At 50.7% G+C, this 21,558-nt stretch carries 13 protein-coding genes; 11 read left to right on the forward strand and 2 right to left on the reverse strand.

The features are described 5' to 3' along the window. The first annotated feature begins 326 nt into the window (after window positions 1–326). The 8 genes from DWY55_RS16930 to DWY55_RS16965 all read left to right on the forward strand — a co-directional run bounded on the left by DWY55_RS16930 (window position 327) and on the right by DWY55_RS16965 (window position 16,554). A complete protein-coding gene (locus tag DWY55_RS16930) occupies window positions 327–3,404 on the forward strand; it encodes a SusC/RagA family TonB-linked outer membrane protein (protein ID WP_005830477.1) in 3,078 nt (1,025 codons plus the stop codon). Between the two features lie 28 nt (window positions 3,405–3,432). Beyond that, complete coding sequence (locus tag DWY55_RS16935; protein ID WP_005834532.1) at window positions 3,433–4,968, forward strand: RagB/SusD family nutrient uptake outer membrane protein; 1,536 nt, start codon at window positions 3,433–3,435, stop codon at window positions 4,966–4,968. A 126-nt stretch (window positions 4,969–5,094) separates the two neighbouring features. Next, on the forward strand, window positions 5,095–7,104 hold the full coding sequence (locus DWY55_RS16940) for an MGH1-like glycoside hydrolase domain-containing protein (RefSeq protein WP_005834530.1): 2,010 nt from the start codon (window positions 5,095–5,097) through the stop codon (window positions 7,102–7,104). A gap of 69 nt (window positions 7,105–7,173) precedes the next feature. Beyond that, window positions 7,174–10,410: a glycoside hydrolase family 2 TIM barrel-domain containing protein gene (locus tag DWY55_RS16945; RefSeq protein ID WP_005830482.1), complete on the forward strand. Its 3,237-nt coding sequence runs from the start codon at window positions 7,174–7,176 to the stop codon at window positions 10,408–10,410. A gap of 101 nt (window positions 10,411–10,511) precedes the next feature. Then, window positions 10,512–10,790, forward strand: coding sequence for a LysO family transporter (locus tag DWY55_RS16950; protein WP_005830484.1), 279 nt, complete (start codon window positions 10,512–10,514; stop codon window positions 10,788–10,790). Further along, window positions 10,787–11,389: a lysine exporter LysO family protein gene (locus tag DWY55_RS16955; protein ID WP_005830487.1), complete on the forward strand. Its 603-nt coding sequence runs from the start codon at window positions 10,787–10,789 to the stop codon at window positions 11,387–11,389. Before DWY55_RS16950 ends, DWY55_RS16955 begins: the two co-directional genes overlap by 4 nt. 72 nt (window positions 11,390–11,461) lie before the next feature. Then, window positions 11,462–14,605 carry a glycoside hydrolase family 2 TIM barrel-domain containing protein gene (locus tag DWY55_RS16960; RefSeq protein WP_117878566.1) on the forward strand — a complete coding sequence of 1,048 codons (3,144 nt, stop codon included), beginning with the start codon at window positions 11,462–11,464 and terminating at the stop codon, window positions 14,603–14,605. 20 nt (window positions 14,606–14,625) lie between these two features. Beyond that, a complete protein-coding gene (locus DWY55_RS16965; RefSeq protein WP_034525911.1) occupies window positions 14,626–16,554 on the forward strand; it encodes an MGH1-like glycoside hydrolase domain-containing protein in 1,929 nt (642 codons plus the stop codon). 154 nt (window positions 16,555–16,708) lie between these two features. Here DWY55_RS16965 and buk read toward each other — a convergent pair whose 3' ends face one another. After that, window positions 16,709–17,791 (reverse strand): butyrate kinase, encoded by a 1,083-nt coding sequence (gene buk / locus DWY55_RS16970; protein ID WP_005830498.1) that lies wholly within the window; start codon window positions 17,789–17,791, stop codon window positions 16,709–16,711. 44 nt (window positions 17,792–17,835) lie between these two features. Continuing rightward, entirely contained in the window at window positions 17,836–18,756 is a 921-nt protein-coding gene (locus DWY55_RS16975; RefSeq protein WP_005830501.1) for a phosphate acyltransferase, read from the reverse strand. Window positions 18,757–19,013: 257 nt separating this feature from the next. Between DWY55_RS16975 and DWY55_RS16980 the strand changes: the two genes are divergently transcribed. Genes DWY55_RS16980 through DWY55_RS16990 form a run of 3 tightly spaced genes read left to right on the forward strand, consistent with a single transcriptional unit; the run spans window position 19,014 to window position 21,422 of the window. Next, on the forward strand, window positions 19,014–19,952 hold the full coding sequence (locus tag DWY55_RS16980; protein ID WP_005830507.1) for an LD-carboxypeptidase: 939 nt from the start codon (window positions 19,014–19,016) through the stop codon (window positions 19,950–19,952). Continuing rightward, window positions 19,949–20,962, forward strand: coding sequence for a M20 family metallopeptidase (locus tag DWY55_RS16985; RefSeq protein WP_005830510.1), 1,014 nt, complete (start codon window positions 19,949–19,951; stop codon window positions 20,960–20,962). The genes DWY55_RS16980 and DWY55_RS16985 overlap by 4 nt, the downstream gene beginning before the upstream one ends. 37 nt (window positions 20,963–20,999) lie before the next feature. Beyond that, window positions 21,000–21,422, forward strand: coding sequence for a SufE family protein (locus DWY55_RS16990; protein ID WP_034525971.1), 423 nt, complete (start codon window positions 21,000–21,002; stop codon window positions 21,420–21,422). The last annotated feature ends 136 nt before the right edge of the window (window positions 21,423–21,558 follow it).

The following is a 21,558-nucleotide window of genomic DNA, read 5'->3' on the forward strand; positions in this document are numbered from 1 at the left end:
AATGATTATAAAAGACTTGCGAAACTTGAGTTGCTTGATATTTCTAAAAGAGTTGGTTTCCTTCTTCATCTAATCACCGTTTACTTGCGCAACTCAATAATTAATGTAAATCGGGAAAAGTTTATGTGGATATAGTTTTGTAGATATAGAATATCTCATTTACTCCTATTTATCAAATACTTACAAAACTATTTGTAGATAATAAAACAAAGAATATCCCTCTCTTGTAGTCTGCTTGTAGATAACATTCATTAGCAATTCCTGTTTATGAAGCTTAATTTAGCATTGTGAAAAACCAATAGTATTAACCTTAAAAACTTATTCAAATGAGTAAAAGTAACTACTACAAAGAAAGAGTCATTCAGCTACTTCTCTTCTTTGCTTTTATGCTGCCTATGGGCGCATTGGCACAGAACATTCAGCTGAACGGTACCGTAACCGATGTTTCCGGTGAATCTGTCATCGGAGCCAGTGTATTAGAGAAAGGAACAACAAATGGAGTAATCACTGACATCGACGGTAACTTTACCCTCAGCGTTTCCCCAAAAGCCACTATTATTATCTCTTACGTGGGCTATGCTCCACAAGAAATCGCCCTCAATGGTCGCAAGGAATTGAAAGTGGTGCTGAAAGAAGACACCGAACTACTGGACGAAGTAGTCGTTATCGGTTATGGCACACAAAAGAAATCGGATGTTTCCGGTTCGGTAAGTTCCGTATCGGGCGATAAACTAAACAACATACCTACCGCTAATGCCGAAACTGCCCTGCAGGGTATGGCTCCCGGTTTGATAGTTAACTTTGGTAGCGGTGCCGCCGGCTCCACTCCCAGCCTGCAGGTGCGCGGTGTAACCACTTATGGAACAGACAACTCTCCGTTGGTAATTATCGATGGCGTTCCGGGTGATATGAGTTTTCTGAACCCCGAAGACATCAAGTCAATGTCTGTATTGAAAGACGCTGCCACCGCCGCTATTTACGGAGCACGCGCCGCCGCAGGCGTTATCCTGATTGAGACTTACCGTGGTACCAAATCCAAACCCAAAATCACGTTCTCAGCTTATTGGGGAGTGGATCAGATAGCCAAGAAACTGGATGTCTGCAATGCCGAAGAATTTATCCACATGGCAAAGATGGCCCGTACAAACGCCGGTCAAAACCCCAAAAACTGGCCTGCTTACATTGCGGCTTATGAGCAAGACCCCACACAGTTTGGCGACACCGATTGGCAGGACGAATACTACCGCAACGGCTTCACACAGAAATACAATGTGGGGTACACTAGTGGCAGTGAGAATGCCAACGTAGCTTTGTCCGTATTCTATTCAAAAAACGAAGCCATCGTGACCGGCACGGGTGACGAGAAATATGGCTTCCGCTTAAACTCAGACATGAAACGCGGCAAGTTCAAAGTGGGCGAATCAGTAAACTACAGCCGTTGGGAATCGGAAATGGAAGCCAACTCAGGTTTTCCCGGCATATACCAAGTGACCAACATGGAACCTATCGCACGTCTGTATGACGAGAATTGTGACGGCGGATACGGTGGTGCCATCCCCGGCATGAACATGAGCGATGCTGCCAACATGGTAGGTTATAATAACCTGATTGAGAACACCCGCGCCACAGATTACATCAAAGGATCGGGCTATCTGCAATATGAGCCCATCAAGGGACTGGTAATCAAGGCACAAGCAAGCCGTAGCCTCCTTTTCCGCGAAACCCGCGTATTCAAACCTACTTACGAACTGGGTGCCATGAAGTGGAACGAAAGCGCCTCACTATCACAGACCCGCACCAGAAGCGTCAACGACCTGCTGGAACTGACTGCCAACTACAACTTCACCATCAAAGACAGTCACGACTTCGCCTTCCTGCTGGGAGCTTCACAAGAAGAAAGCACTTACGACCTATTGGGTGCATCGGGTTCCGAATTCGAGAACAACGACATGGGCATTCTGGGCCAGGCACGCAAAGACTATGGTGTGCAAGGTGAAAAGACCCGTAGCGGCTTGCGTTCCGTATTTGGCCGTGTGAACTATAGTTGGAAAATGCGCTACATGTTAATGGCCTCGTTCCGCTATGACGGTTCTTCACGTTTTGCCGACGGTAACCAGTGGGGGTTCTTCCCCTCTGTATCAGTAGGCTGGAACATTGCCAACGAACCTTTCTGGGAAGATATGAAAGAAACAGTCAGCTCCTTCAAATTGCGTATGAGCTACGGCGCCCTCGGTAACCAATCGGTACCTCTCTATCTCTACATTCCCAAATTGGACTCCAACGCCGACAACATCAACTACCCCTTCGACGGCAAAGTCGTAAACCAGGGATATGCAGTACGTAGCCTCCCCTCAAGGAACATCAAGTGGGAAACTACCTTCTACAAAAACATCGGTGTGGACATGAGCCTATGGAACAACAAACTGGAATTCTCGATTGAAGGTTACATCAAGGACACCAAGGACATGCTTTCCGAAAAGAACATCAGTCTGTCTACCGGTTACGGTGCACTGACGGTGAACGACGGTGAACTGCGCACCACCGGTATGGAAATGCAACTGATTTACCACGGTAATGCAGGTAAGGACTTCAAGTATGACCTTGACTTCAACCTGAGCCACTTCAAGAGTAAACTGAAATCAATGGCAGACCCCAACTATATGTACGAATATGGTGCTTCACGTACCTACGTGGGTGGTTACTTCGGTGAATTCTGGGCTTACGAAACCGCAGGCATCATCCAAAATGAAGCAGAAGCCAAACTTTGGAAAGAATCACACGGACGCAAGGACAGCAAAGGCAACTGGATTCCCATGCAGCCCAACGCAGAACCCGGTGACCTCCGCTTCGTAGACCAAAACGGTGACGGCATGCTGGACAGCGATGACAAGAAGCTTCTGGGCAACGGTTGCCCCAAGGCCTCTATCGGCTTCAACGTAACACTGAATTACAAAAACTTCGATTTGGTAGCCAACTTCTACGGTGACCTCGGTGTAGACCGTTACAACTATACCAAATATCAATTGGAACGTATGGATACCAAGTTCAACTATGGCAGAAACGCACTGAAAGCATGGACTCCGGAGAACCCCAACACCAACATTCCACGTGCCGTATACGGCGACCCGAACAAGAATGCTCGCACTTCCGACCGTTTCATCGAACGAGGCGACTTCTTCCGCCTGAACAACTTGCAACTGGGCTACAACCTGCCTGCTACAGTTTGTGGTAAGTTGGGCATCAGCAACCTCCGTTTCTATGTAGGTGGTACACGCATCTTTACCATCACCGGTTACAGTGGCTATGACCCCTCTACCAACGGTGGTATTGACCGCATGGGTTACGACTATGCTTCATCACCTCTATGCCGCACTTTCATGGCCGGTATTAAATTCGGATTTTAATTGAACCAAAACTTTAAAAAAGATGATTATGAAATTAAAGAATATATTATTGTGCGCCTCAGTCTTAGGAGGCCTGGCACTCTCTTCATGTACCGGAAATTTCCTGGATGAAGACAGAAACCCCAACTCACTGGACCCCGAAAACTTCTGGAAGAGCGAATCCGACATCCTCAAAGGACTTACCGCAGCCTACGCTGGACTACAGCCTACCATCGAATGGGCGCAACCTTTCGAACGCTACATTGTGATAGACAACTACCGCAGCGACGAGCTGGACTACCGCCCCGACGTGACCGCCTGGATGGAACTGGCCATGTACAACAACGAATCGACCAACTACGTGCCCAACGATGAATGGACCAACCTCTATACCAGTATCAACTATTGCAACCAGTGTCTGGACAACATTCCCAATGTGCCCGACAACGATGACGAAGGCATCAAGCAGACCAAAGCGACCAGTATTGCCGAGGCACGTTTTCTGAGAGCCTTCTACTACTACCGTCTCTTCATCAACTTCGGTGAAAGACTACCAATGTTCGAGCACGAACTCGAAGGTACCGAAGAGGAATTCTATCCTCCTCAGGTAGAAGCCGGCAGACTGAAGACTTTCATCGAGACAGAACTGAGTGAATGTCAAGCCAACCTTCCCGAAAAATGGAATACAAACATGGCCGGACGCGTCACTAAATATACTGCCGCAGCACTCTTAGGCAAATACTATATGTTCATCGGCGAAAAGGCCAAAGCCAAAACAGAATTCTGGAAAGTCATTGACAGTCACAGATATGAACTGATGGAGAACTATGGCGACAACTTCAACGGACTACACGAGAACAATAAGGAATCCATCCTTGAAGTACAGTTCACCGGAAGTCTGGAAGGCGGGCACTACGAATACAATCTCTTTACCTTGCACTTGGGTCCCGACAGTGGCTGTGGCGCATACGAGGAAGCATATCCGTCCAAATGGTTATTCAATACACTGAAGAAAGACCTCACCGAAGATGGGGAATACAGCGACCGATTGTATGAGACTATCATTTTCGACGATCCCAAATCCCGTCCGTTCTATTACGAAGACGGCAAAGGATTCAGTGATTACCACCAAGAAGACAATATCTACTGGCGCAAATATGTGACTTACGACAAGTCATTGGGTGATTACTGGGATTATTCCGGTTTCAACATCCCCCTCATCCGCTATGCGGACATCCTGTTGCTCTATGCCGAGTGTCTGAACGATGAAGGAAACTCTAAAGAAGCCATCAAATACATCAACAAAGTACGTGACCGTGTACACGTAACGCCACTGTCCGACACCCTAAGTAAAGAACAAGTGCTGAAGCACCTGCAGGATGTGGAACGTCCTTGCGAACTGGCCCTCGAAGGCTCACGCTGGTATGATCTCATCCGTTGGGGCATTGTGGAAGACGCACTTAAGAGTCATGAAAAGCCTTTCGCAAGCAATTTCATATCGACCAAGCATATCAGACTCGCTATCCCTCACAAAGAATTCCTGATGAATCCTGATTGGGTGCAAAACGAAGGTTACACAAAATAACCGATAACCCTACAACTCAGTCTCTATCGGAAGCGAAATGCCGGAAACGGGATCCCATCCGATAGAGATTGCTTTTAATAGAACTCTCTGTTTCAAGACTTCATTTCATCATATACTTAATTTACCATGAGACATCCAAATAAAAACATCGCTTTGACTGGCATCGTTGCCTGCATACTGGCCTCGTGCGTCAAAGCTCCCACTTCTTCAGAACCGCTTTTATCCAAGCAAGCGGACTTCTGTAATCTTATCAACATAAAGAACACTCCCGCCGGAGCCGTAGACTGGGATGCCTACGTCTTTGCCGACAAAGGTGCTTGGATGGCATACTCACTGCCCGACAACGAAAACCGTCGCCATGCCGGTGCTTTCATGGGACCTATGGTCATGACCGGACGCGGATGGATAGCTGCCGGACTCGCCGAACCTACGCTGTGGGTGAACGGCGAACAGTATAGGATGGTGTACAATGTACAGACCACCCGATACCTCCCCGGCAAACTGATACAGGAATACAACGATGAGAACTTAAACTTCACTACCGAATTGTGCTACCTCACCTCACGTTCCGTAGCCATACGTTCAATCGTGAAGAATATGAGCCAAAAACCGGTAAAGGTCAGCTTCGACTGGAACGGAGGCGTATACGAGCCTACCTCTGTCGTAAGCAGCATAGATAAAGGTCTCTCTTTCATCCGCCCCAAAGATTCCACGAACACGGTAATCCGATTCCTCACAGCAGACAAGATTCAGGCTGTGGGGAGCGATAGCCTGCACGTCACAGAAAAAAGTGAAATGACCCTGGAACCCGGCAAGACTTATCAGTCGGAGATGACTCAAACCCTGACGCTGCGCGGTGAAGACACAGCCAAAGAACTGGCTGCCATAGCAACGCTGAATATAGACAATTGCTTTGAACTAAACGAACAGCAATGGAACGCACAAATCGCTTCGTTGCTGAGCGGAAACAGCAAGTACCTCAAGGACAACAAATACCGCAAGGTACTCGTAAAAGCAATGATGACCCTGAACAGCAACTACCGCACCCCTGCCGGTGACATCCTGCATGGCGGCAGCAACCCGTCGTACAACGGATTCATCAACGGCATCTGGTCGTGGGACTCCTGGAAGATTGCTTCGGGCAACGTACATTTCAACGAGGAGATAGCCAAAAGCGAAATGATTACCCTCTTCGACTATCAAGCCGACAACGGCATGGTACCCGACTTCATCAGCTACAACAAGAAATACAATAACTGGCGCGATGCCAAACCGCCCGTAGCCGCCTGGGGAGCCATGAACGTGTATAAAGCTACCGGCGACAAGAAATTCCTCGAAACAATGTTCGACAAGCTCTATAAGTTCCATCAGTGGTGGTATGCCGAGCGCGACCACAATCACAACGGCATCTGCGAATACGGTTCCACCGACGGCACTCTCATTGCTGCCTGTTGGGAAAGCGGCATGGACAACGGCGTACGCTTTGACGATGCCGTGATGCAGAAAAACAGCGAGAAGGCATGGTCCATGAACCAGGAGAACATCTGCCTGAACTCGTTCCTCTACGTAGACAAGACCATCCTCGCCGAAATGGCAACCCTCCTGAACAAGCCCGAACTGGCGGCACAGCTTAATGCCGAAGCCAAAGTCATCAAGGAGTTCGTACAGACAAAGATGTGGGACAAGGAAACCGGATTCTTCTACGACACCCGTATCGATACCGGCGAGCACATCAAAGTGATGGGTGCCGAATGCTGGCTGCCACTCTGGGCAGGCATCGCCACTCCCGAACAGGCCAAACAGGTGATGCAGAAGATGATGGACCCGCAGAAGTTCAACTCCACCCTTCCATTGGGTACCTTGGACATCAGCCATCCTCGCCTGCGTCCCGTGCGCGGCTACTGGCGCGGCCCGGTCTGGGTAGACCAAGTGTACTTCGGTATCACCGGCCTGCGCAACTATGGTTTCGACCGGGAAGCCGACATACTGACTGAGAAGTTCATCAACAACGCCCAAGGACTCACCACCGACGGCCCTATCCACGAGAACTACAACCCGCTGACCGGCGAAGCGCTCAATTCGCCTAACTTCGGCTGGAGTTCGGCATGTATCATCAAGATGCTGCTCGATGAGTAACTCTCACGCAAAACAACTCTCAAAAGTCTGAAAAGACAAACGATTATACATCATTAAAAGCATACGAATATGAATAAGATACATTCAATCTGCACCCTCGCACTGATGCTACCGTTATGCGCATTTGCACAGTACGACGGTACACCCATGAACAAGACGGGCGACACCAAGAAAGCGGAAACCGCCGTAAGAACCGACAAATATCCTCACTCGGACAACGATTGGGAAAACTTTGATGTGTTGCACATCAACCGTCTGCCTTCTGCCGCCACCTTCATGGCCTACACCACCAAAGAGAAAGCAGTGAAGAACGACAAGAGTCAATCGGAATATTTTCAGTCGTTGAACGGTACCTGGAAGTTTCAGTTTGTTCCCCGTTCGGACCAGCGCCCGATGGACTTCTTTGAAAAAGGCCACGATGTAAGCGGATGGGGCAACATCAAAGTGCCTGCCAACTGGGAAATGGAAGGCTATGGCCATCCTTTCTATGTAGGTGCCGGCTACGGCATCAAGCGCAACCCGCCACTCATTGCCGTGGAAAACAGTCCCGTAGGTTCCTACAAACGCACATTCAACGTCCCTGCCAACTGGAAAGGCAAGCAAATCGTCCTCCACTTCGGAGGCGTGGCCTCAGCTTTCTATGTGTGGGTCAACGGTGAAAAGGTGGGTTACTCGCAAGATTCCAAGACCCCCAGTGAGTTCGATATCACCCCCTATGCAGTAACCGGACAGAACGAGATTGCCGTGCAGGTATTCAAGTTCAGCGACGGCTACTACTTAGAGGATCAGGATTACTGGCGCTTTGCCGGTATACAACGTGATGTGTACCTTTATGCCCGTCCCAACATCCACGTGCGCGACTTTGAAGTAGTGACCGACCTCGACAACGAGTATAAGGACGCCGACTTCCACCTCTATGTGGAACTGGACAATGCCCAAAACTCCCAACGTACTCAAACGCCCAAGGTAAAAGGTGCCGAAGTGGAAGTGAGCCTGACGGACAAAGAGGGAAAAGTCATCTACACTGAACGCCAACGCGCCAAAGACAACAAGCTGCACTTCCTGAAACACATCGAAACGCCCCTACTGTGGAGTGCTGAAAAGCCCAACCTATACCAGATGATGATTACACTGCGTGCCAACGGCCAGACACAGTACATCTGCCGCAACATCGGATTCCGCAAATCGGAAATCAAACATGCACAGTTACTCGTCAACGGGCAACCCGTCTACATCAAGGGCGTAAACCGCCACGAACACGACCCTTACCACGGCCATGTAGTGGACGAAGCCTCCATGATACGCGACCTGGAACTGATGAAACAAAACAACATCAACAGCGTGCGCACCTCCCACTACCCCAACGACCCGCGCTGGTATGAACTGTGCGACATCTACGGCATGTATGTAGTGGACGAGGCCAACATCGAAAGCCACGGCATGGGCTACAAACCCGACCAATGCCTCGCCAACCAACCCGAATGGCAGAAGGCTTTCATCGACCGTACAGAACGTATGTTTGAACGCGACAAGAACCACCCCTGCGTCATTATTTGGTCATTGGGCAACGAAACCGGCTCAGGCTGTAACTTCCAAGCCACCTATGCTTGGATTCATGCCCACGACCGTTCCCAACGCCCCGTACACTCCGAGGACTCTGGCAAAAACCGTCCTTTCACCGACATCTTCTGCCCCATGTACAAGAAGATAGACGTGTTGATAAACCATGCTCTCTATCTGCCCACCATGCCCCTCATCCTCTGCGAATACGCTCATGCTATGGGTAATAGTGTGGGCAATCTGCAAGACTACTGGGACATCATCGAGAAGTACCCTTCTCTACAAGGCGGTCACATCTGGGACTGGGTGGACCAGGGTCTTTACAACAAGACCGACGACGGTAAGTTCTACTGGGCCTACGGCGGCGACCTTGCCCCCGAAGGCACTCCAAGCTCGGCCAACTTCTGCATGAACGGCCTGATTGCCGCAGACCGCACATTGAAGCCCCACATACATGAAGTGAAACGGGTGTACCAGAATATGGCTTTCAGATTGCTCGATTATCACGAAGGATTGGTAGAGCTTAGAAACAAGTTCTTCTTCACCAACCTGAATGACTTTGACTTCACTTGGCGTTTGGAAGGCAACGGCGAAGTATTGGCACAAGGACGCATAGATAATGTAGATTTGCCCGCCCAACAGACAGGCGTATTCCGGACACAGTTCCCCACCATACATTCCACCGAAGGAGTAGAATATTACCTGAATTTCTATGCCAGCCAGAAGCGCGACGAGGGTCTGCTGAAGGCCGGTACACAATTGGCTGCCGAACAAGTGAAGCTTCCCTTCTATAAGGCTGTTACCCCCAAAGCTGCCTCAGGCAACGTGACGGCAAGCGACAGCGAAGCCCTACTTGTCCTCACTGCCGGAAATGTCAGTGTAGGATTCGACAAAGCCACCGGAGCACTCTGCTCGTTCAAGGAAGGCAAGGAAGAGATGATTAAGGAAGCACTGCGTCCCAACTTCTGGCGTCCGGTGACGGACAATGACATGGGCAACGACATGAACAAGACCCTGCGCCCGTGGCGTGAAGCCGGACGTGGCGTCAAACTCACCTCATTGGAGAAAACAGCGCTCGACAAAGATGGCTATGAAGTAGTGTCACACTACCGTCTGCCCGAAGAAGTTGCCGGTTCGGAATTCATTGTCCGCTACCGCTTCTCACCGAGAGGCAGCCTCGATGTGAACTGTACTTTCATTCCTGCCAACGACACTTTACCTTTGATGCCCCGCATGGGTGTGAGCATCACCCTGAACAAGCAATACGACCAAATGGCATGGCTAGGTCGAGGTCCGCACGAGAACTATTGCGACCGCAACGGTTCTTCCTTCGTGGGTCTGTACAAAGGTAGCGTAGCCGAACAGTACTTCGCCTACGACCGTCCACAAGAAAACGGCAACAAGACCGATGTACGTTGGATGAGCCTCACCGATTTGAAAGGCAATGGCCTGATGGTTATCGGTGCACCCACAATCAGCGGCAGTGCCTACCTCTTCCCGACAGAAGATCTGGATGAACCCGGCACACGCAAGTCACAACGCCATATCTCAGACATCCAACCCAAAGATATGGTGACTTGGAACATAGACTTCAAGCAGATGGGTGTGGGTGGAGATACCAGTTGGGGAGCCTACCCGCATCAACCATACCTGATTCCTGCCCGTAAGATGGAATTCTCATTCCGCTTATGCCCTGCACAAGAAAAAGGAGTGAAAGAGAACCAAAGATATTTGGAAATGAAGTAATTTTGCAATTGTCAAACCTCAGAAGCGCCTTCCCCTCTTTAAACAGGAGGCGCTTTTGAGGGTAAGACAGCTTTCCATCTATTCACAAAACCATACAGACAATGTTTACAATCATCGGACTAGTGCTCACAGGAATGCTGCTGGGCTACCTCTTACGGAAACGGGACTTAAAGAAGATTCATCCAATCATCACCCTGCTTATCTGGCTGCTACTGTTTATCCTCGGTATTGAGGTAGGAAGTAACGAAGAGATTATCAGAGGACTCCATACCATCGGATATGAAGCCGTTGTCCTCACCCTGGGAGGGACCTTGGGAAGTGTTATCGCTGCTTGGGCACTCTGGAGAGCCTTGTATAAAAGGAAAGGAGGCAGGGCATGAAAGGAAGTCTTATCATTGTGGGCTTTTTTGTATTGGGTACGATTTGTGGTGTGTGCCATCTGCTGCCTTTTGATATTGCAGAAACCAATATCAGCTACTACGCGCTTTGCGCGCTGATGTTCAGTGTAGGGTTGAGCGTAGGCAACGACCCGCAGACCCTGAAGAACTTCCGTTCACTCAATCCGCGACTGGTATTCCTGCCCATCATGACGATACTGGGAACACTGGCAGGTTCGGCAGCCGTCAGTCTGATTCTGACACACCGTTCTATAACGGACTGTCTGGCCGTAGGCTCGGGATTCGGCTATTACTCGCTCTCCAGCATCTTCATTACCGAATACAAGGGAGCCGAGCTGGGCACCATCGCCCTGCTTGCCAATATCAGCCGGGAGATTCTGACACTGCTAGCCGCCCCGTTGCTGGTACGATGGTTCGGAAACCTTGCCCCCATCTCTGCCGGAGGAGCCACGACGATGGACACCACACTACCCATCATCACACGGACAGCCGGACAGCAGTTTGTCGTAGTTTCCATCTTCCACGGGTTTGTGGTCGATTTCAGCGTTCCGTTCCTGGTGACATTGTTCTGCTCGATATAGGGCTTTTACCCTCTTTTGACAGACACCGGTCTCTGACAAGAGCCATTTTTATATCACTAAATCCTATTAATAATGAAAACCAAACTTTATACCTTTCTCCTTTCTTCGCTGCTTTGCACCGGTGCCCTGGCCGACAACGAGCCGTGGCAGAACCCGCAAGTCAACGAAATGAACAGAGAACCGATGCACGCCCACTTCACCCCGTTTACGAATGAAGCCAACGCATTGAAACAACGTGCCTTGCCCGCCGACGTACGGTTCGACGTTAATCCTGCAACGGAACGCCGTATCACTCTGGACGGCACCTGGAAATTTCTTTTTTCAAAGAACAATGACCTCTGCCCCAAAGACTTTCACAAGCCCGGATTCAGTACCCGCAAGTGGAGTAAAATTGAAGTTCCGGGAAGCTGGGAACTGCAAGGCTTCGATGCACCTATCTATACAGATACCCGTTATCCGTTCCCCCCCAATCCGCCCTACGTGCCTACCGACTACAATCCCGTAGGTGCTTATATCCGCGAGTTCACCGTCCCGGCAGGTTGGGAAGGCATGGACGTTTTCCTCGATTTCGAAGGAGTGGAGTCTGCCTACTATGTATGGGTAAACGGCGAATTGGCGGGTTATGCCGAGGACAGCCGCCTGCCGTCGCACTTCAACATCACCAAGCTGCTGAAGAAGGGCAACAACAGACTGGCTGTAAAAGTATTCCGTTATAGCGACGGTTCCTACTTGGAAGGCCAGGACTACTGGAAATACAGCGGCATCGAACGGAGTGTTTATCTCTACGCCCGCCCCCAGAGCCGCGTCAAGGACTTCCGGATGACAGCGGAACTGATAAACAACTACAAGGATGGCGAACTAAAGCTGGATGTATTCCTCCATCGGCCTAAAGCCGGAGAAACGGTGGAAGTGAAGGTAATGGACAGGGATAAGGTTATCTATGACCGGAAGAAGTCCATAGCCTCTGCCACGGACACCTTGTTTACCCAGCAGCAAGTCTTCCCGAATGCACGCACCTGGAATGCCGAAACACCGAACACCTACACGCTGGTAGTCAGCACCTTTGACGCACAAGGGAAACCTCTGGAATCCTTTACACACCTTTTCGGCTTCCGTACCGTGGAAATGATGAACGGCATGCAGATGATTAACGGCCAGGCCGTCCTCTTCAAGGGGGTGAACCGTCACGAGCACGACCCGCACAAGGGACGTACCATCACCGTGGGGTCCATGATACACGACATCCAGCTGATGAAGCAGTTCAACCTGAACGGTGTACGCAACTGCCACTACCCGAACAACTATGCGTGGTACGAGCTTTGCACGGAATTCGGACTCTATATGGTAGACGAAGCCAACATCGAGAGCCATGGCATGATGTTCCACAAAGATGAGACCCTTGCCAACTACCCCGACTGGGAGGTGCCTTTCATGCAGCGGATGAGCCGTATGATTGCGCGCGACCGTAACTACTCCGCCATCGTGACTTGGTCCATGGGCAACGAGTCGGGCTACGGCAAGCACTTCGAAACTCTGTATGACTATACCAAGAAGATAGCCCCCACCCGTCCCGTACAATACGAAGGGGGTGGTTACAACTCTAAGAGCGACATCTATTGCCCCATGTACGCACGCATCTGGAGGTTGCGCCAACACGTGAACCAGCGTGATGCCCGCCCCATGATTCTCTGCGAATATGCCCATGCCATGGGTAACAGCGCAGGAAACTTCCAGGACTACTGGGACTTGATTTATAAGTACGACCAGCTGCAAGGCGGTTTCATTTGGGACTGGGTAGACCAGACGTTTGCCATCAAGGACGAGAACCAGCGCAACATCTGGGCTTTTGGCGGCGACATGGGATTTGTAGGTGTCGTCAACGACTCCAACTTCTGTGCCAACGGCCTGGTTGCTGCCGACCGCACCCCGCACCCGCACATCTACGAAGTGAAGAAGGTATTGCAATATATCCATTTCGAACCACTCGCCTTCACCCCGAACAAGATAAAGGTCACCAACTGGCACGATTTCATCGGATTGGAAGGATATACCCTCCGCTGGGCAGTGGAATGCGACGGCAAGACCGTTCAGAACGGTGAGATGGATTTCCCCAAGATTGCTCCCAGAAACTCTGCCAACATAGAATTGCCACTGAAAGCGCTGCCTGCCGACGGCAAGGAGTATTTCCTCACACTGCGTGCATTTACCAAGCACGAAGCGCCATTAGTACCGAAAGGACACGAGGTTGCCATCGAACAATGGGAATTGCCTTCTGCACCGTCAGCCAAAACCGTTCAGCCGGTGGAAGGAACGCTGACCGTAGACCGCAACAACGAAACACTGACCGTGAAAGGCAACAACTTCCAGGTAGCTTTCTCTACCCGAAACGGTGAAATGACAGAGTTGAACTACACCGGAAAGAATCTGATTAAAGAAGGGCTACAACCCAACTTCTGGCGCCCGTTGACCGATAATGATATTCCAAATGGGCACCTGATACGCTGCGGCACCTGGAGAAACGCCGGACGCGATGCCAAACTGCAGAACATCGAAGTTGCAGAAGCCGGACAAACGGCTACTGTCACTGCGACCTACCGCATGGAAGAACAAGATGCTGATTTGCAGACTCTCTACAAAATCACTCCCGACGGCAAGGTTCAGGTAACCATGCACTTCACCCCCGGCAAGAAGCCATTGAGCGAGATGCCTCGTCTGGGCATGCGCATGATACTCCCTGCCGAATATGAAATGATGACCTGGTTGGGCCGTGGTCCGCAAGAGACGTACGCCGACCGCAAGACGGGAGCATTGATAGGCCTCTACAACGCCACGGTGTGGGAACAGTTCCATCCGTATGTACGTGCCCAAGAGACGGCCAATCATTGTGACGTACGCTGGGTGGCCCTGCGCAATGCTGCCGGTGAAGGTCTGCTGGTAGTGGGCGAGGAACCGTTGAGCGTAAGCGCCTGGAACTTCCCGATGGAGGACATTGAATACCGTCCCTCACAGATGGAGCGCCGCCACGGTGGAAGCATCCAGAAGAAAGATATGATATGGCTCAACATCGACCACAAGCAGATGGGCGTAGGCGGTGACAATACCTGGGGAGCACAAGTTCATCCCGAGTACACCATCACTCCGCACGAATGGAAATACAGCTTCACGCTCGCCCCTCTCGCACCGGAGGATGATGCAGCGGAACAAGCGCACAAATAACCGTTAAATACCTCATTCATATGAAATACAAATTTATACGCATACTCTGCTTCACATTGTTGGCCGCAGGCATCGCAGCCTGCACCCCCGGCATGAAAAGCACTACGGAGAAACGGTATACCTTCGCCGACATACTGGACATCTCCTATACTCCCGACACCCTGCACCGCTGCTACGGTTGGTTCACCGACGCCGGCTCGTGGATGGGCTTCACGCTGCCCGAACGGCAACAATGGGTCAACGGCTTCTGCGGCCCCTTCAGCCTCGATATGTTCCGCCGCCAGTGGATGGCACAGTCAGCCGCCGTCGTAAGCTTTGCCAAAGATACACAAGAGATTTTTGTTCCGGATTCCACTTGCTATTACCCCGGCGAGCTCTATATGTCGGCACATTCCACCCACGGGAGCATCACGCAACGGCTCAACTTCACAAGTGCCTCGACCGCCTTGCTGCGCATCGAAGCCGACACGGCTGAAGACCTGCTGTTCTCCGGTAGCCAATGGGGCAAAGACATCACCGTCAGCGTAGAACAGAACTCCGTCATCGCCCGTCATCCCAGTGGCGAAACCGTAACCGTGACCTTTACTCCTAATGTAGAGCTGGCCAAGACTGACAATAACTATACAGCCCTCGTCCGCTCTCCGCGCTACCCCGTCAACGTAGCCATCTCTTTCTTCACTTCCGAAAAAGAGATGACTGCCGGCCTGCAAAACCTGCCGGGCTTGCTCAATAATCCCACCCCCGCCCTGCAAGCCAATGCCGAACGTTGGGAAGGTTACCTCACCAAGATACTGCGCAAGGACATGAAGCCCGAATACGACCGCATCGCCGTGAAAGCCGTCACCACGCTCATCTCCAATTGGCGGACACACCGCGGCGGATTGCTTCACGAAGGCATCATCCCGAGCCATGCCGTAGGTTATTTCGTCGGCTTCTGGGCATGGGACAGTTGGCGCTTCAGTGCCGGAACCGCCAAGTTCGACCCCGAACTGGCCAAGAACAACATCCGCGCCATGTTCGACTACCAGCAACCGGACGGCATGATTATCGACTGTATCTATACCGACCCCTCCGAGAACAATGCCCGTGACAGCAAACCTCCCTTGGTATGCTGGGCTGTCGACGAAATCTTCACCCATACGGGTGACACCGCCTTCGTTGCCGAAATGTACCCTCAACTGCTCTCCTATTATAAATGGTGGTACGAAAAACGCGACCACAACCGCAATGGCATGTGCGAATACGGTGCTACCGACGGAACACTGGAAGCTGCCGCCTGGGAAAGCGGTATGGACAACGCCATCCGTTTTGACGGCGCCGTGATGCTGAAAAACGAAGGCTACGAGGATGCCTGGAGTATGGATCAGGAGAGTGTGGACTTGAACGCTTATCTGGCACTGGAATGCAAACTGCTGAAGAAATTCTCCAGCCTGCTGAAGATACCTTTCGACGCACCGGACTACAGTAGCCAGGTAGCCGACTATTTCTTTGACAAGAACATCAACTTCTTCTGCGACCGCCGTCTGAAGGACGGTTCATTCATCGAAGAGCCGGGCTGCGAAGCCTACACTCCGTTGTGGACCCGGATTGCCACACAAGCGCAAGTGGACAGCATGCTGCCCATGCTTCAAGATACGGCAAAGTTCTCCACGTATATCCCCTTCCCGACCATTGCCGCCGACAATCCCAAATACAATCCGCGCGGCTACTGGCGTGGCCCCATCTGGCTGGACCAGACCTACTTTGCCATCCGTGGACTGCGCAACTACGGCTACAACCAGCTGGCAGATGAATATACGCTGCAAGTCTTCGACCGCCTGAGCGGGCTGAAAGAGGGTGCCCCCATCCACGAGAACTACGGAACCCATACCGGCGAACGCCTGAAAGCTCCCCATTTCAGCTGGAGCTCCTCACATCTGTTGATGATGTACGACGATTACGGTAAGTAAACCGGGATTCCATATATGTCATAACTCACCACAGATTACACAGATTCACGCAGATTTTTTTAGTTTATTGATATCTGACATATTTATCTGTGTGAATCTGTGTAATCTGTGGTGAGTTATGACACTTTCATGAAGAACAAAAGCGATATGATTATTATCGGTAAACCTGCACCGGAAGCTCTCCACGCAAAGCTCCCAGCGCATTCATTACCAATGCTTCCAATTCGTCTTCTCCGGGATAGACGTGGACGGGAGCAAGGAAAGACACGCGCTCCTGCAACCGCGAAGTGATGTACTCGGAATGTGCCATACCTCCCGTAAGCAGAATGGCGTCCACCTTGCCATAAAGCACAACAGCAGCACCGCCTATCTCCTTGGCAATGCGGTAAATCATGGCATCAAGCACCAAAGCGGCATGGGTGTCTCCCTCAGCGATGCGCCTCTCTATGGCGGGAATGTCGGTAGTACCCAAATGGGCGGCAAGTCCCGCCTTGCCGGAAATACGTTTCTTCAGTTCTTCGGTAGTGTAACGCCCCGAGTGACAAAGGTCTATCAGTTGCCCGGCGGGCAGGGTACCTGCACGTTCGGGCGAAAAAGGACCGAAACCGTCGAGGGCATTGGGCACGTCCACCGCACGGCCGTGGCGGTGGACTCCTACGGAAACGCCTCCACCCAAGTGACAGACAATCAGATTGAGGTCTTCGTAATGCACGGGAGCTTCGGGCTGCAGGGCACTACGCTCGGCAGCATAGCGCCGGGCGATGGCTCGCTGGTTCAAGGCGTGCCAGATGGTGATGCTGGGCATCAGAGGCGAACCGGTGATGCGTGCCACATCGTCCAGTTCGTCCACCACGCCGGGATCGGCTATGAAAGAGGGGCAGCCGGGCAGCATGGCGGCAAGTTCGTGGGCTATCAGACAACCTAAGTTGCAGGCGTGGGTACGCATGGCGTGGAGCATATCGTCCAACATGGCATCGTTCACGGCATACACACCGCCAGGAATGGGTTTCAACAATCCCCCACGGCCGACGATGGCATCGAACTTAAAGGGAATGTCATTGGCCTCCAGCGCTTCCAGCACCAAGTGCTTGCGGAATTCGAACTGGTCGATGATGCGGGGAAATTGGGAAAGCTCCTCCACCGAATGCCGGATGTTGAGTACCAGACGGGGAGTTTCATCCTCATAGACAGCAATTTTTGTCGAGGTGGAACCGGGATTTACTGCCAGTATTTTCATTGATTACGATTTACAAATTACGAACTACAAATTACTAATTACAATCAAGGCTCTTTCACCCCGCTGGTCAGGCAAGCCATGGCAATGCTGTAATATTTGGACAAACCGGAATCGCTACGCGACGGTAATACCACCGGACATGAGGGTCCTTGCAGCAACCCGGCCATATCGGCATGAGAAAACAGAGATACAGCCTTATAAAAAGCATTGCCCGATTCGATGTTTGGGAATATCAACACATCCGCCTCCCCGTCAATCGGTGATACAATGCCTTTGATGTTACCGCTCGTCTTCTCACAAGAGGTCTTCACATCCAGCGGGCCGTCGATGATGACATTGCCGAACTCTCCGGCTTCCGCCAGTTCCACAATATTCACATAGTCCAATGAATGGGGGAATTTGGCGCTTACCTTCTCCGTGCAATGAATCAGCGCGATACGTGGCTGCTCTATCCCGAAATAGCGGCAAGTATGGATGGCATACCAAATCATTTCAATGCGCTGTTGCAGCGTCGGGCGGGGAATGACCGCAGCATCGGAGAAAAAGAGCAGTTTATCGTAAGTAGGTATTTGCATCACGGCCAGATGGGTCAGAATCTTTCCTTTAGGCAACAAACCATGTTCCTTGTCCAGAATGGCACGTAGCAAATTGTCGGTATTGATGATGCCTTTCATCAGGATGTCCGCTCCACCCTCGCGTACGATACGCACCGCCTCACGTGCAGCCTCATCGGAATCTTCTATATGCAAGGTACTGACATATTGAGGATATTTCTTCAAAGTGGGATATTTTTCCAATATGGCAGAATCGCCAATCATCAGAAATTCCGCAATCCCCTCCTCCAAGGCACGGGATATGGCATATTCTGTATTAGGGTCATTGGCACAGACTACCGCAATACGTTTCCTCTTATTCAAGGTTTTCAGGTGGGCTGTTAACTGGGCAAAGTTCCGTATCGGTTCCATAACGTTAGATTTTTAGCAAATATCTAAAAAAATGTCGAGAAATACAGCATTTGCCCCGTTGAAATTTTATATGTTTAATATCATTTTGATATGTTCACCACAGATTACACAGATTGACACGGATTTGAACAGAATTTGAATTACTCTGTTGATTATATATCATATATAACCTCCCTCTCTTCTGTTAAAAATCCGTGTTAATCTGTGATATCTGTGGTGAATTGTGTACTTTTGCCCAAAATAGATTGATAATATATATGGGTAGTCTTATTTTCCCTCCGTATCTGCAGGAAGGTGACCGTGTCATTGTTCTCTCCCCTTCCAGCAAGATTGACAAATCTTTCCTGAAAGGCGCCTACAAACGTTTGAAGTCCTGGGGGCTGGAAGTCGTATTCGCAAAGCACGCGGGGAGTTCCAACGGAACGTATGCAGGAAATATCCGGCAACGCCTCGAGGACCTGCAGGAAGCCATGGACGATGAAGAAGCCAAAGTCATATTCTGTAGTCGGGGCGGTTACGGAGCCGTGCATCTGATAGGCAAACTGGATTTTACCAAGTTCAGGCAGCATCCCAAATGGCTCATCGGATTCAGTGACATCACCGCCCTCCATAATCTGTTCCAGCAGAATGGCTTCGCGTCGTTGCACGCCCCCATGGCGCGCCATCTCACAGTAGAACCGGAAGACGACTTCTGCACACAAGCACTGAAGGATATACTGTTCGGGCAGGCATTGGGAGGAACCGAAGCATTCAGTTATGTCTGCCCGGGGCACAAACTAAATCATAAGGGAGAGGGAAAAGGCGTGTTGCGCGGCGGCAATTTGTCTGTGTTCTACGGGCTGCGTGGTACTCCTTACGATATTCCCGCCGAAGGCACCATCCTCTTCATCGAAGATGTGGGAGAACGCCCGCATGCGGTGGAACGCATGATGTACAATCTCAAACTGGGAGGTGTCCTCGACAAGCTTTCCGGCCTCATCATCGGACAATTCACCGAATACGAGGAGAACAAGTCCCTGGGAAAAGACCTATATGGCGCATTGGCCGATTTGGTGAAGGAATACGATTACCCGATATGTTTCGATTTTCCCGTCGGACATGTCAGCATGAATGTACCGCTGATAAACGGCGCTGCGGTAACACTGAAAGTTGGAAAGAAAGAAGTGAAACTAAGTTTTAATACAGAAAGAGAATGAAACGGAATTATACATTCATCCCGTTGCTGCTGTTGCTGATTGTAGCGATAGTGGCATGCAGCAACAACAGCAGCAAGTCTGCAGCCGATAATGACAGTGAGGGCGATGCGACCAAAGCGACTGTCCAAGTGCCCCAGTTCAGTGCAGACAGTGCATACCAATACATACAGACCCAAGCGGATTTTGGTCCGCGCGTGCCCAACACCGCCGCCCACAAAGCCTGCGGAGAATTCCTTGCCAAGAAGCTGGAAGAATTCGGCGCCAAAGTATACAACCAGCATGCCGACCTGGTGGCTTACGACAACACCATCCTGAAAGCGCGCAATGTTATCGGCGCCTATAATCCGGAAAGCAAAAGGCGTGTACTGCTCTGTGCCCATTGGGACAGCCGTCCTTATGCCGACCAGGATGCCGACAAGACGAAGCATCACAGCCCCATCCTGGGTGTGAACGATGGAGCCAGCGGTGTGGGCGTATTGCTCGAAGTGGCCCGCCAACTACAGCAGCAGGCTCCAGCCATAGGCATCGACATCATCTTCTTTGACGCCGAAGACTATGGCATCCCCTACTTCTATCAAGGTGCATACAAGAACGACACTTGGTGCCTGGGCTCGCAATATTGGGGACGAGTACCTCATGTAGACGGCTATAATGCCCGCTACGGCATCCTGCTCGACATGGTGGGTGGAAAGAACGCCACCTTCTACAAGGAACAGTTCTCTCAAAGAACCGCCGGTAAGTACGTGAACAAGATATGGAACACAGCCCACCGCCTGGGCTTCGGCAACTTCTTCCCCAAAGAAAAAGGCACCGAAGTGACAGACGACCATATGTATGTATACAACCTGCGGCAGATTCCCTGCGTAGACATCATCAACTATGACCCGAACTGCGACACCGGCTTCGGTGACTTCTGGCACACGATAGACGACACCATGGACATCATCGACAAGGGCACTCTCAACGCAGTGGGACAGACCTTGCTCGAAGTCATCTACAATGAGAAATAGACAATCAAATAGTAAATCGTAAATAGTAAATTCCATGATAAGTATCAACGAAGTACAAGATGAAGTAATTGCCGAATTCAATGATTTCGACGATTGGATGGACCGGTACCAACTTCTTATTGATTTAGGAAACGAGCAGGAACCGCTCGACGAAAAATACAAGACGGAACAAAACCTGATTGAAGGTTGCCAGAGCCGCGTATGGCTGCAGGCAGACGAAGTGGACGGAAAAATTATTTTCCAGGCCGAAAGCGACGCACTGATTGTGAAAGGAATCATTTCACTGCTTATCAAAGTACTCTCCGGGCACACACCGGATGAGATACTGAACGCCGACCTCTATTTCATTGATAAAATAGGACTGAAGGAACACTTGTCGCCCACCCGTAGCAACGGACTGCTGTCTATGGTAAAGCAGATGCGAATGTATGCGCTGGCCTTCAAAGCGAAAGACATCTAAAGGTTACGACCGACAATATATAAGCTAATAATCAGCAGATTATATTTACCGGATGTTTACCCTATAATGTAAAAGCCGTTTGTCTTATCCTGATATAGGTAGACACATTTACAAACTAATAAATGTGTTACTATTA

The sequence above is a fragment of the Bacteroides sp. AF25-38AC genome, assembly GCF_003602995.1.
Lineage (GTDB): Bacteria > Bacteroidota > Bacteroidia > Bacteroidales > Bacteroidaceae > Bacteroides > Bacteroides uniformis.

Coding starts and splice junctions, on each gene's coding strand:
- DWY55_RS16945 (WP_005830482.1), top strand. CDS start 7,174: ATGAATAAGATACATTCAATCTGCACCCTCGCACTGATGCTACCGTTA.
- DWY55_RS16980 (WP_005830507.1), top strand. CDS start 19,014: ATGGGTAGTCTTATTTTCCCTCCGTATCTGCAGGAAGGTGACCGTGTC.
- buk (WP_005830498.1), bottom strand. CDS start 17,791: ATGAAAATACTGGCAGTAAATCCCGGTTCCACCTCGACAAAAATTGCT.
- DWY55_RS16935 (WP_005834532.1), top strand. CDS start 3,433: ATGAAATTAAAGAATATATTATTGTGCGCCTCAGTCTTAGGAGGCCTG.
- DWY55_RS16940 (WP_005834530.1), top strand. CDS start 5,095: ATGAGACATCCAAATAAAAACATCGCTTTGACTGGCATCGTTGCCTGC.
- DWY55_RS16955 (WP_005830487.1), top strand. CDS start 10,787: ATGAAAGGAAGTCTTATCATTGTGGGCTTTTTTGTATTGGGTACGATT.
- DWY55_RS16965 (WP_034525911.1), top strand. CDS start 14,626: ATGAAATACAAATTTATACGCATACTCTGCTTCACATTGTTGGCCGCA.
- DWY55_RS16930 (WP_005830477.1), top strand. CDS start 327: ATGAGTAAAAGTAACTACTACAAAGAAAGAGTCATTCAGCTACTTCTC.
- DWY55_RS16960 (WP_117878566.1), top strand. CDS start 11,462: ATGAAAACCAAACTTTATACCTTTCTCCTTTCTTCGCTGCTTTGCACC.
- DWY55_RS16950 (WP_005830484.1), top strand. CDS start 10,512: ATGTTTACAATCATCGGACTAGTGCTCACAGGAATGCTGCTGGGCTAC.
- DWY55_RS16975 (WP_005830501.1), bottom strand. CDS start 18,756: ATGGAACCGATACGGAACTTTGCCCAGTTAACAGCCCACCTGAAAACC.
- DWY55_RS16985 (WP_005830510.1), top strand. CDS start 19,949: ATGAAACGGAATTATACATTCATCCCGTTGCTGCTGTTGCTGATTGTA.